The sequence below is a fragment of the uncultured Porticoccus sp. genome (assembly GCF_963975625.1).
Lineage (GTDB): Bacteria > Pseudomonadota > Gammaproteobacteria > Pseudomonadales > Porticoccaceae > Porticoccus.
In genome coordinates, this window is sequence record NZ_CAXBHS010000009.1 from 75,592 (window position 1) to 87,939 (window position 12,348).

A 12,348-nucleotide genomic window follows, 5' to 3' on the forward strand; every position below is an offset into this window, starting at 1 on the left:
CTTAGGAATCCGGGTCGTTCAGACTGGGGCCTGTTCCAGAACCGCCACCGTCACCACCGCGCAAGGTGTGGGCAACGGTCGTCGCGGTATGGGAAAGCTGCTGGCGACGTTGCAACTGCCTGGCCCAAGCCGGCTGTCCGCCCGACGCTGTCGTGTGCTTCGTGTTTGCGGCGGCTGAATCCATGACCGAGCTCGCCCCACTGGCCGTAGCCTTCATCGAGCTGGCACCACCTGTCGCCATCCGAACCGCGCCGGGAGCCATTCGCGCTCCGGCCACCACGGCGCCACCCACTCCAGTGGCAGCAGCACCCAGGGCCACGGCGGTCCCGGCTGCACCAAGCGTGGCACCCGCCATCGCTCCGGCGCCCAGTTGTGGTGAGCCGGAAACCAAGCCAGTGGCAATACCCGGCCCGAAGATTCCCAAGGCCAACAGCGCTAGGGAAGCCAGCATGATTACCAGTGCAAAATCCACAGAGGGTTCGGCGGGGGCAACCTGGAATTCGGCAAAGAGTCCGGTGCCGATGCCGACGATCACCGCCAACACCAGCACCTTGACGCCGGAGGACACCACGTTGCCCAGGACTTTTTCCGCGAGAAAGGCGGTCTTGTTCCACAATGCAAAAGGCACCAACACAAACCCGGCCAAGGTGGTCAGCTTGAACTCGATCAGGGTGATAAAGAGCTGGATCGCCAACACAAAGAAAGTCAGGATCACCACCAGCCAGGCCAGGAACAGCACCACGATGGGCGTGATATTGACGAACACTTCCGGGAAACCGCTCATCTCGCTGATTTGCTCCAAAATCGGCGCGCCGGCATCCACACCCACCTTGGCCAACCGGCCCGGTTGCAGGAATTCCGCAGCCGTCATGCCAGTGCCCGACGCCATCAACCCCAACCCGGCGAAGGAGCGGAACACGATACCCGCCAGCGTATTGAAGTTGCCGATGATGTAGGCAAAAGCCCCGACGTAGAGCACCTTGCGAATCAGGCGAACCAGCACGTCATCGGCCTGCCCGGTGGCATGGCTCAGAGCCCAGAATAGTCCCGCGATGGTCATGTCGATCACCACCAGGGTGGCGGTCAGGAACGCCACTTCTCCACCCAGCAACCCGAAACCCGAATCGATGTAGGTGGAGAAGACATTGAGGAAGCGGTCGATTACCGCGACATCATCCATGGCCACGCGCCTCCATCGGCACAGGTATCAAAGTCATCACGCTGCCTCAGTACCCGTAGAAGGAAACCGCTTGTGGTGTGTAGGCCGTGCCCTCCCCCAGGAATCGCCGGGTCACTTCCCGGCCGCGCTCGGTGGCGGCAGCCTGCCGGGCCAACTCCAGGGACGCGGCGCGATGCTGCGTCAGCTGTAGTTGCTGGGACTGGATGGACTGCTTGGCCTGCAACGCGAGTAGTTGGTTGGTGGCCTGCATCGCCTGCAGGGCACCGTTGGCTGATTGACTCTGATTCACCAGATCAGTCAACACGCCTTCGTCTGCAGACAGGTTCTGGGACACCTGCCCCTGCATGCGCATCGCCGTGTGCAGGCCATCCAGGGTGTGCGCCCAACGCTCGCGGGCATCCTGCGCCATGCGGTCACCGCTTACGGTAGCCGCGTATTCCTGCGGGTAGAGCCTGGCAAATTCCTGGTCAATGCGGTTTACCTCATAGGCCAAACCCTGGGCCTCGGCAATCAGACGCCCGGTGGTCGCCAGTGCCGAGCGCAGTCGATTCACCGAATTGAAATCAAGCCGCTGCAGATTCCGCGCCTGGTTGACCAGCATGTTCGCCTCGTTCTGCAGCTGCTGTACCTGATTGTTGATCTGCTCCAGGGTACGGGCCGCGGTCAGCATGTTCTGCGCCAGATTCGAAGGGTCGAGCACAATATCGCCGACACCAAACAGGGCCTGGGCGGGCTGGGCGACAGTGAAGGCAATGGCGCTGGCCAGCGCCACCGCGCGAAAACGGGATACCAACGGGCGTTTACGGTTCATGACGTTTCCTCCTGGGAAGTTCATCCAGAGACGTTCCTGCGGGTGAGTGGTGGTCAAGCAATTGCGCCGCCCAATCGATGCCGCGATGGCGCAGCCAGGCGACGGCAAAATCAGCTACCGGCATCGAGGCCAGCAGCGCATCCATCTCGCGCTGATCCTCGGGCGTCGAGGCGCCGGCAAAGGCGAGCGCCACCTGCCGCAGATCCAGGTCGAACAGACGATTGCCTAGGCGTGACTGGTAGTAGTAATCGCGCTTGGGCTCGGCAGTGGCGACAATCTGAATCTGCCGGGCATTGAGTCCGAAGCCTTCGTAAATGGAGCGAATCTGTGGCTCGGTGGCCTGGGGGTTGGGCAGGAAAATGCGGCTCGCGCAGCTCTCGACGATAGCCGGCGCGATGCTGGAATCCTGAATATCCGCCAGCGACTGGGTGGCAAAAATCACGCTGACATTCTTCTTGCGCAGGGTCTTCAGCCACTGGCGGATGCGCGCCGCAAACACCGGGTCGTCGAGGAATAGCCAGGCCTCATCCAATATCAGAAGCGTCGGCGCCCCGTCGAAACGCTCATCGAAACGTGCGAACAACACTCCGAGTACGGCCAGCACCGCCGCACGGCTGGCCATCAATTCCTCCATCTCGAAGCACTGCACATCAGCTATACCCAGGCGGTCATGCTCGGCGTCCAGCAGCTTGCCGTGGGCACCACCCAGCAGGTACGGGGCCAGCGCCTGACGCAGTGAATTGTCCTGCAGCAGAACGGAAAACCCCGTCAGGGTGCGCTGCTCCACCGGCGCACCGGCCAGGCTTTCCAGCGCCGACCAGATCGCCGCTTTTTCATCGGGGTCAAGGGTCACCCCTTCCTGCCGTATCCGCCCTTCCAGCCATTCCGCCGCCCAGGCGCGGCGCTCCTCCCGGTCGATACCGGCCAGGGGTTGAAAGGCAATCTCGCCCTCTGCACCCAGGTCATAGTGCTCGCCGCCGAGACCCAAAATGGTGGCTCGCAGGGAACGCCCCATATCGAAAGCGAAAATCCGCGAACCCGGATAGCGGCGAAACTGCAACGCGAGGGTGGCCAGCAATACGGACTTGCCCATGCCGGTAGGCCCCACCACCAGGGTATGACCGACATCACCAATATGGGTGACGAGCCGGAACGGCGTGGCGCCATCGGTGCGCGTGACAATCAACGGCGGGCCGTCCAGATGAACATTCTTCATCGGCCCCGCCCAGACCGCCGACACCGGCAGCAGGTGCGCCAGGTTCAGCGTAGAGACGATGGGTTGGCGCACATTGGCGTAGGCATTGCCCGGGATCGAAGACAGCCACGCCTCCACGGCATTGATGGTCTCGGGGATGGTGACAAAACCCCGCCCCTGGATGACCCGCTCCACCTGGCGCAGTTTTTCATCGGCGATGGCAGAATCAGTATCCAGCACCGTCACGGTGGCCGTGACATAGCCGAAGGCCACCTGATCACTGCCGAGTTCCTGCAGGGCGGCGTCCGCATCCCCCGCCTTGTTCGAGGCATCGGTATCCACCAGCGGGCTTTCCTGCTGGAACAGGGTCTCTCTCAATAGCGCCGCCACATTCTTGCGCTTGGCAAACCACTGCCGGCGCAACCGCCCCAGCTCCCGTTCCGCTTCCGCCTTGTCCAGGCACAGAAAACGCGTACTCCAGCGATAGCCAAAACCCAGCCGGTTCAGGTCATCCAGAATCCCCGGCCAGGTCGAGGTGGGAAAACCCCGCACCGAAGCAACCCGCAGGTGCGCCTCGCCCAGCATCGGCGCCAGGCCACCGGTCAACGGGCTGTCGGCCAGCAAAGCGTCAAGATAGAACGGTGCCTCCGGTACGGCCACCGGGTGACGGCGTGTGGAAACGGTGCCGTGCAAATAGGTCAGCGTCTCGCTGTCATCCAGCCAGGCCAGTTCCGGCATCACGCCATCGAGCAGATCGAATACGCGGTCCGTCTCCGCCGTAAATGCATCCAGTCGCTCACGCCAGTTCGCCCCCTGGCGAGACGTGTTTTCGTACAAGAGGCTGGTCGCCCGGGCGCGCGACTCTTCCGGCGGCAGGTATACCAGCGTCAGGTGGTAGGCGCTTTCGAAGTGGCTGTGGTCTTCCTCGAAGGCGCCCCGGCGTTCCTCCTCCACCAGCCAGGACAGTGGCTCGGGAAACTCCGACTGCGGATAGCCTGCCGCGGGCAAGCGTTCGGCTTCCACGAACAGGGCCCAGCCCGATCCCAGGCGCCGCAGCGCGTTATTGAGCCGCGCTGACGTGGCGATCAGTTCGCTTTGGGTTGCACTGTCCAGATCCGGCCCGCGAAAGCGCGCCGTGCGCTGGAACGATCCATCCTTGTTGAGCACCACTCCTATAGCGACCAGCCCTGCCCAAGGCAACCAATCGGCCAACAGGGCGGGACGCTTGCGGTATTCGGTCAGGTTCAACATGGCTGCCCTCACACATCCAGCAGAGCTTTGTGCTTAAGATGCCGCAGGAACACCGCCATAAACTGCGGGTCGGCCTGCGCACCCCATACCGCCAGGGAATGCCCCAGCAGCCACAGCACCAGGCCGGGCAACCACAGCTGCAAACCCAGCCCGACTGCGGCAGCCAACGTACCGTTAGCAATGGACACGGTGCGCGGTGCCCCACCCAGCAGGATCGGTTCGGTCAGCGCCCGGTGTAGCGGCACCTCGAAACCGTCGGCGAATACGGACACTCCGTTCATGCCACCACCGCCCCGCCGGAGAAGCTGAAGAAGGACAGGAAGAACGAGGACGCCGCAAAGGCGATGGACAGGCCAAACACGATCTGCACCAGCCGCCGAAAACCGCCGGAAGTATCACCAAAGGCCAGTGCCAGCCCGGTGGCGATAATGGCGATCACGGCGACAATCCGGGCCACCGGGCCTTGGATGGAATCGAGGATGGATTGCAGTGGCCCCTCCCAGGGCATGCTGGAACCCGCGGCCTGTGCCGTTGTCGCCACGCATAGCAACAACGCGGCAAACACCAGAGTATTCAAAACCGGATTTACAGAAATCCGCATTGGATGAACAGGGGTCATGAGGGTTCTCCAGATGAGGTTGAGGATGAGGATGAGGCGATTGAGGATGAAAGCGACGACGACAGGGATTCGTCGAGGTGATAGCCGTTGCTGTCGAAACCGGTGACCCGGGCCACAGTGCGCACCTTGCGGGCACGGCCGCGCCCCGCGATAAACACCACCACATTCACCGCCTCGGCAATCAAGGCACGCGGTGGCGTGATGGCAACTTCCAGGATCAGTTGCTCAAGACGAAGCAGTGCACCCTGAGCGGAACCGGCATGCACGGTGGCGATGCCGCCGGGATGGCCTGTGCCCCAGACCTTGACCAGATCCAGCGCCTCGCCGCCGCGCACCTCACCAACCACCACCCGATCCGGGCGCAGGCGCATGGTGGCCCGCACCAGCTCGGTCATAGACACCACGCCGGGGCGGGTGCGAAGGGGTACGTGGTCTTTTGCTACACACTGGAGTTCAACCGTATCTTCCAATACCAGCACCCGGTCATCGGTGGCCGCAATCTCCGCCAGCAGGGCATTGGCCAGGGTGGTCTTGCCGGTACTGGTGCCGCCAGCCACCAGGATGTTCTGGCGCTCCCGCACCGCACTTCGCAGAAATGCCGCCTGAGACTCCGCCAGCACACCGTCGCGCACATAGTCGTCCAACGGAATCACACCCACCGCCCGCTTGCGCAGGGCAAAGGCCGGAGCCGGTGAAGCAGGCGGCAGGACACCCTCGAAACGCTCGCCGGTTTCCGGCAGCTCGGCACTCAGCAATGGCCGACCACGATGGACTTCCACCCCCACGTGAGCCGCCACCAGGCGAATGATGCGTTCGCCATCGGCGGCGGACAGCGTTTCACCGGTTGGCGCTCGCCCCGTGGACAGACGATCCACCCATAAACTGCCATCCGGGTTGAGCATCACCTCCACCACATCGGGGTCTGCCAGCGCAGCGGCGATCAACGGCCCCATGACGGTACGCAGCATGCGGATGCGCCGGTCGAGTGATTGTGTCGAGGATGACGATGGGTGAGCCGCGTTCATGATTCGCCCTCCCCATCGTGCTGTTGTTGCTGCTCGCGCTCTTGAGCCTCAATCTGGGCGGCAATCTCATCCAGCCGCCGCGTATCGGGTTCCAATTCTTCAAAAACCTCCCGCACCAAACTGCGGCCACGCAAAATGTGGCGGCCCAACTGCTCGACGAATTGCTCGAAGCGCGCCCTGCCCTGGGCCCTGGCCGACTCCTGATGTGACTCCGGCAGCGGCGTGCTTACGGTCAGGTAGTAGCGCACATACAGCGCCACTGTCTCGATCAGGATGTTCTGGTCCCTCTCCAACTTCTCGAACTGGCGGGACAAACGATCCAGGCGTTTGGCCATGGCCGCTTCGCGCTTGTCGGCGGCATCCGGCGAGAGCCAGGATGCCAATGCTGCTGCAACGATGGACGACTTGGACACACCCTTCTTCGCGGACAACTCGTCCAGGCGTCTGGCATGGTCGCGCTCGATAAACAAATTCAGTCGGTGTCGGGAATGCAGTCGGCTCATAGGGCAATTCCATCGTCGGGGTCGAGGGCGGCCTGCCGTGCCAAACGTTGCAGGCGCGGGTCGAACTTGGCTGGCAGGGGCGCAATATCATCCCCGTCATCCAGCAGTGCCAGGTCATTGGTGGGTGGTTTGGTTTCCGGCTCCCAGCTCACAGTCTCCGACAGTTCCGGTTGTCGGCGCGGACCGCCATCATCACTTCCTCCGGCGTTATCAACCGCCTTGGAAGTCGTAGCCGGCACCGCAGGCACTGCCAGTTCGCTCCAGTCATTGGGGCGAACCTCGGGCACGTCGACATAACGGCCTTCATCCCGAACAGGCGGCGGCAGTACCCGACGGGTAAAATTGGCATCAAGGTAATAGCGCAGCTTCTTTGCCTTGATCGGCGGCTGACCCGAAACCATCACCACTGCTTCGTCCGGTGGCAGTTGCATCACCTCCCCCGGCGTCAGCAGGGGCCGTGCCGTCTCCTGGCGCGAGACCATCAAATGCCCCAGCCAGGGTGCCAGCCGGTGACCGGCGTAGTTGCGCTGTGCCCGCAGTTCGGTAGCCGTACCCAGGGTGTCGGAGATCCGCTTGGCGGTGCGCTCGTCGTTGGTGGCGAAGGTCACCCGTACATGGCAGTTGTCGAGAATGGCGTGGTTGACGCCGTAAGCCTTGTCGATCTGGTTGAGGCTCTGGGCGATCAGGAAACTGCGAATGCCGTAGCCCGCCATAAAGGCGAGTGCCGACTCGAAAAAGTCGAGCCGTCCCAGTGCGGGAAACTCGTCCAGCATCAGTAACAGTTTGTGTCGGCGCTCAATGCCGTCGCTGCCATCCAGGGATTCGGTCAGCCGCCGACCAATCTGGTTGAGGATCAGACGAATCAGTGGTTTCGTGCGGTTGATGTCCGAGGGCGGCACCACCAGGTACAGGGACACCGGGTGCTCGGCGGCGATCAAATCGGCAATGCGCCAGTCGCAGCGGGAGGTCACGGCGGCCACCGTGGGATCACGGTACAGCCCCAGGAAACTCATGGCGGTGGACAGCACACCAGAGCGCTCGTTGTCCGCCTTGTTCAGCACTTCCCGTGCCGCCGAGGCCACTACCGGATGCGGCCCGTCATCCAAATGCTTGGTAGTCATCATCCGGTGCAGTGTCACCTCGAAGGGGCAGGCCGGATCGGAGAGGAAGTTGGCGACACCGCGCAGGGATTTATCTTCTCCCGCGTAAAGCACATGCAGGATGGCGCCCACCAGCAAGGCATGGGAGGTCTTCTCCCAGTGGTTGCGGCGCTCCAGTGCGCCTTCGGGGTCCACCAGGATGTCTGCGATGTTCTGCACATCGCGCACCTCGTGGGCGCCCCGCCGCACTTCCAGCAACGGGTTATAAGCTGCCGAGCGGCCATCGGTAGGGTTGAACAGCAGGCAGTGGGAAAACCGCGCCCGCCAGCCAGCAGTCAGTTGCCAGTTTTCACCCTTGATGTCATGGATCACCGCCGAGGCGGGCCAGGACAACAGGGTCGGCACCACCAACCCCACGCCCTTGCCCGAGCGGGTCGGTGCAAAAGTCAGGACATGCTCCGGCCCTTCATGGCGCAGGTACTTGTGGTCGTGCTGGCCAAGAAAAACGCCGGCATCGCCGGTCAGGCCGGCACGCTGAACTTCCGCAGGATCGGCCCAACGCGCCGAGCCGTAGGTGGTCACCAGCCGCGATTGCCGGGAACGCCAGATCGACATCCCGATGGCCACCACCACCGCCACTAGGCCACTGGCCCCGGCGATGGCACCGCCGGTAACAAACACGCCGGGCGCATAGGCGTCGAAGAAGAACCACCAATCGAACAAGCGCCATGGGTGGTAAACCGGTTTATCGAGCAGTTCGAACCAGGGGGCACCCAAACGAGACTGGTAGCCCAGGGCGTTGGCCACCCACTGGGTGGCACCCCACACGCCGGCTATGACGATGCCGAACACCGTCAGCACCTGCCCGTAGAGTACCCCTGTCGCCCGCATATCCGCCTCCGAATTTGCCCTGGTTTCGCACGCACATGAGCGCGCCAACAAGTGTCAGATTCGGTGCTGGATCAGTGCCGGTCAAAGACTGTTATCGGCACAATGCTGAAGGGAAATGCAAGATTGCCAGGCAGGGGAAACACTGTAAAAACACCGCAAATAACAGCGTATTCCAACAAAGCGGGTTATCCAGCGATAACTTATCAACCAGTCGGCATTAAAACGCCGGTTTTTCCTTCGGCGGTGTGTACGGCACTTTGCCATCACCGAGGAAGGCCTTGTTGGTGGCCTCGGCTACTATGTTGCACAGTTTGTCGCCCAACTCCGCACGATTGAGCCGACACTGCTCACGCAGCTCCTTGCGCCGCCCGGGATCGGCCAGCAGCGATTCCACCGTATCGGTGAGAGGCACATCAGCGGATGGCTTTTCAATTGATGTGGGCTTCTCGCCGCAGGCACTCAACAAAGCAACAACCAGCAGTATGCTTAAACGTTTCATGATCAATTTTCTCCCTTGGTATCGGATGTGAACGAGTCCCCCTGGGGCGAGGGATCGCCGCTTATCGGAGTGACTCGCCCGATAAATCTTCGAAGGGTTTCGGAAGGCTCGGCATCACGCCGCAACAACCACGTTGTCAGCACCTGTGATCGTCCCGCCAGAGGCCGAGCCACCACTTCCTCTCGACGGGACGCGGCCAAGTGAGAAGCGCCCACCAGTGCCAGCGCATAACCCGCCGCCACCAGCGTCAACATCAGGTCGTGTGAGGAAACCTGCTCCACCACCAAAGGTTCTCGATCGGCGCCACGCAAGATACGACGGATCTGGTGGCAGTGGCCTTCGCATGACTGGGGATCGCAAGCGACCAGCGGATGACGCAGCACCTCGTCCAGTGGAATTCGCTGGTAGGCCAACAGCGGGTGCCTGGCCGGCACCGCCACGACAAGAGGGTCACTCCAGGCCGGCTCGGCCACAATACCATCCCCCACCTCGGCGGACTGGGCGAAGCCCACATCATATAGGTCGTCATGCAGACCCCTGAGCTGTTGCCCCAACGGCACTTCGAACAGACGGATATCGACTTGCGGCTCCTCCTCGCGACACTGGGCCAATAGCGCCGTGAGACGCGGAGGCGTGATGCCGTCGGATAGCGCCAGGCGCAATTGGTCATGAAAGCCTGCCGCGGCAGCTTGCACACTGCCCCGCGCCTGATCCAGGGCGGTAAAGATACGTGGCACATGGTCCAGGAAAAGCTGCCCGGCGCGGGTTAACCTCGTACTGCGCGTCGTCCGATTGAACAGGCGGACTCCCAGGTCTTCCTCCAGCTCCTTTATCGCCCGAGACAGGGGTGACTGTTCGATGTGCAGGCGTTCTGCCGCACGGGCGAAATGCAATTCTTCAGCGACAGCCAGAAAGCAGCGTAAGTGACGTAGCTCCATGCAATTTATTCCAACTTATAACCAATCTTTTTATCACTTTATGCTTCAAAACCAGGCACACTCTCCCTGCCATCAATAAGCCCAAAAAGAAGTGTATACCCAACACACCCTTGATTTTTTCTCTACAGTTCGCGAGCTAACTAACACACGAAATAAATCAGCATCCTCCAATCACAGAATTTATTGATAGATTCTGCTACTTTGAGCCAGAATGAATTTTTACCTGCCCCTGTTCTGAAAAAAGTTGAACTGAACCTTTAACAGAAAACCATTGGATATAGTCTTTTCATCGTCCGATACCGCGGGTAATAGAAAAGCCCTCTTAATGTGACTCTTGATGCGTTTTAACTATATTTGGTCCAAAGCAACATCATGCCCGTCCACTAGCATAAACCTCCCATGCGAGCCGTCTTTCCTGGCTTTTTTATAAGATTCATATTCATCACTATGGTAAAACTTCATCGCCACTTCTTTTGAAGGAAATTGAATAAGAACGACCGTTTGGGGAGCCCCCCCTTCACCTTCCAACAACTCCACTGATGGAGTTCTTGCCAAATATATACCCCCCAGATTCTCCACCAATGGCGTCACATTCTTAAGATAATCATTTACCCAATGATGATCAGAGAAATTAATCTCACCAATGGCGTAGCACTTCATTAAAAACTCCTTTGACTCATTGATGTATATTTTTCCCACACAACACTGCGCTCATCCTCGATTCATTTATCTCAATGCTCTGCGATCTATCCTGTATTAATAGTCACCGAAGAACACCAATTCTGTTCCCATTTCTTTATTCGGTCTTGTATGGGAGCACCATCATGATCAACCCTTAATGGCGTGGCGAAAACCAGCCTCTCAGGAAAACAGACACGGTTAATCGCCCCATAAATTTTTCCACCTGATTCAACCGTCACACAAACCAACATTCCGCATTTTCGACATTCATGAAAAACGGCGGTCTTCGTTCCCTGTTGGATTTGGCGATAGAATGAAAAATCCCTTATGTGTATTTCCACGGTAGTGTCAGATTGGAATACATATTGAGCATTGTGGGCTGTACAGTATTCACAATCACAAATGACGGGATGAACTTCGCTGGCACGGTCAAACTGCCACTCCACTTTCATATTCGTACATCGACAGTGCCCAATCACGCTGACTCCTCCAAATCATTCTTTACAAATGGATCCCCGTACCAACTGGTCCAGACCTTCAGAGGAGAAAAGTGTCACGCCAATATTTTCCATCTCTTCTTCCCCCTTGGGATAGAGCTGAGAAATCGCATCGGTGACCAGTATGATCCTGAAATCCCGCTCACTGGCCTCGTAGATACTGGTGCGGGGACAATTGGGATAGTTACAACCCAGAAACACCAAGGTATTGATGCCTCGCCCTCGCAGGAAATTTTCCAGTCCTGTCTGGTAAAAGGCGCCCCACCGGGGCTTGAAAAGAACAAACTCATTGTCACCAACTTCCTGAATACCACCCGACAACAATAACTGGGCATTCAAGCGGGTATCACTATTGGGCTTCAATGATGCAACAAGCTCAGCACCGTCACTTTCCGGTATCGCGATACGGGCACCTCGCTCAACCGCCGCACGGCGGCATAAGTCCACATTGGAGCCATCCGGCATGTACAAGCGGATAACATGGATAACCGGTAAGTCGCTATCTCGAAAAGACTGAATCACCTTTCTCATTGCCGGAACCGCTTCCAGCGTGCCTGGAATGCGGGCGGGGGCATCATCGAGCACAAAGTCGTTTTGTACATCGATGCTGATCAACGCGCTGTGGTTTAGGTCGGGGGTTGTGTAGCCATTCATTATTCTTTCCTGCCTACTCCTCAATTTTTGAAAATTGCAACATTGTCATGATAGTTGCCGTCATGGTCGCTACCGGTTTTTCTTCGCCATATTCCGAGCTGTACAACGCAGCTTCCACGACAGAAATTGTTTTGCCTGGCTTGACCACGGTTGCCTTCGCGGCAAAGTGATCCCCCTTGGCAGGGCGCAACAGGTTGACCTTGAATTCAACGGTGAGCACATCCGCCCCCTGTGGCATCAGTGTAAATGCGGCATAGCCACAGGCGCTGTCCAGGATAGTGGCGACAATGCCTGCATGGATATAGCCGTTCTGTTGCGTAAACCGCGATTGGAAGGGAAAGCGGATGGAGACGATTCCTGGCCCCTGAATACTCAGCTCCGCCTCCAGGGTTTGCATCACCGCCTGGCGGCCAAAACTCTCGAGTGCCTTGGATTCATAGCCTGTATCTTGCGCTTCCACCTTTTACCTCCCTGCCTAATTTTTCATTTGAAAATTTACTGCGT

At 59.4% G+C, this 12,348-nt stretch carries 13 protein-coding genes; all 13 read right to left on the reverse strand.

The window, feature by feature from the left end; all coding sequences use genetic code 11:
* Position 1: 1 nt before the first annotated feature.
* Complete coding sequence (gene trbL / locus AACZ64_RS09455; protein WP_293614241.1) at positions 2 to 1,180, reverse strand: P-type conjugative transfer protein TrbL; 1,179 nt, start codon at positions 1,178 to 1,180, stop codon at positions 2 to 4.
* 46 nt (positions 1,181 to 1,226) lie between these two features.
* Positions 1,227 to 1,991, reverse strand: coding sequence for a P-type conjugative transfer protein TrbJ (gene trbJ / locus AACZ64_RS09460; protein ID WP_339639928.1), 765 nt, complete (start codon positions 1,989 to 1,991; stop codon positions 1,227 to 1,229).
* A complete protein-coding gene (gene trbE / locus AACZ64_RS09465; protein ID WP_339639930.1) occupies positions 1,981 to 4,437 on the reverse strand; it encodes a conjugal transfer protein TrbE in 2,457 nt (818 codons plus the stop codon). The genes trbJ and trbE overlap by 11 nt, the downstream gene beginning before the upstream one ends.
* Before the next feature lie 8 nt (positions 4,438 to 4,445).
* Positions 4,446 to 4,718, reverse strand: coding sequence for a VirB3 family type IV secretion system protein (locus AACZ64_RS09470; protein WP_293614239.1), 273 nt, complete (start codon positions 4,716 to 4,718; stop codon positions 4,446 to 4,448).
* A complete protein-coding gene (locus tag AACZ64_RS09475) occupies positions 4,715 to 5,056 on the reverse strand; it encodes a TrbC/VirB2 family protein (protein ID WP_293614238.1) in 342 nt (113 codons plus the stop codon). The genes AACZ64_RS09470 and AACZ64_RS09475 overlap by 4 nt, the downstream gene beginning before the upstream one ends.
* Positions 5,053 to 6,081 carry a P-type conjugative transfer ATPase TrbB gene (gene trbB, locus AACZ64_RS09480; protein ID WP_293614237.1) on the reverse strand — a complete coding sequence of 343 codons (1,029 nt, stop codon included), beginning with the start codon at positions 6,079 to 6,081 and terminating at the stop codon, positions 5,053 to 5,055. The genes AACZ64_RS09475 and trbB overlap by 4 nt, the downstream gene beginning before the upstream one ends.
* On the reverse strand, positions 6,078 to 6,584 hold the full coding sequence (locus AACZ64_RS09485) for a CopG family transcriptional regulator (protein ID WP_293614236.1): 507 nt from the start codon (positions 6,582 to 6,584) through the stop codon (positions 6,078 to 6,080). The genes trbB and AACZ64_RS09485 overlap by 4 nt, the downstream gene beginning before the upstream one ends.
* Complete coding sequence (locus AACZ64_RS09490; RefSeq protein ID WP_293614235.1) at positions 6,581 to 8,575, reverse strand: conjugal transfer protein TraG; 1,995 nt, start codon at positions 8,573 to 8,575, stop codon at positions 6,581 to 6,583. The genes AACZ64_RS09485 and AACZ64_RS09490 overlap by 4 nt, the downstream gene beginning before the upstream one ends.
* Positions 8,576 to 8,792: 217 nt before the next feature.
* Complete coding sequence (locus AACZ64_RS09495) at positions 8,793 to 9,074, reverse strand: EexN family lipoprotein (protein WP_293614234.1); 282 nt, start codon at positions 9,072 to 9,074, stop codon at positions 8,793 to 8,795.
* Positions 9,075 to 9,076: 2 nt separating this feature from the next.
* Entirely contained in the window at positions 9,077 to 10,012 is a 936-nt protein-coding gene (locus AACZ64_RS09500; protein WP_123182321.1) for a LysR family transcriptional regulator, read from the reverse strand.
* Positions 10,013 to 10,360: 348 nt separating this feature from the next.
* Complete coding sequence (locus tag AACZ64_RS09505) at positions 10,361 to 10,672, reverse strand: DUF1330 domain-containing protein (RefSeq protein ID WP_293614233.1); 312 nt, start codon at positions 10,670 to 10,672, stop codon at positions 10,361 to 10,363.
* A 515-nt stretch (positions 10,673 to 11,187) separates the two neighbouring features.
* On the reverse strand, positions 11,188 to 11,844 hold the full coding sequence (locus tag AACZ64_RS09510; RefSeq protein ID WP_293614232.1) for an isochorismatase family cysteine hydrolase: 657 nt from the start codon (positions 11,842 to 11,844) through the stop codon (positions 11,188 to 11,190).
* Between the two features lie 13 nt (positions 11,845 to 11,857).
* Entirely contained in the window at positions 11,858 to 12,304 is a 447-nt protein-coding gene (locus AACZ64_RS09515; RefSeq protein WP_293614231.1) for a PaaI family thioesterase, read from the reverse strand.
* Positions 12,305 to 12,348 lie beyond the last annotated feature (44 nt).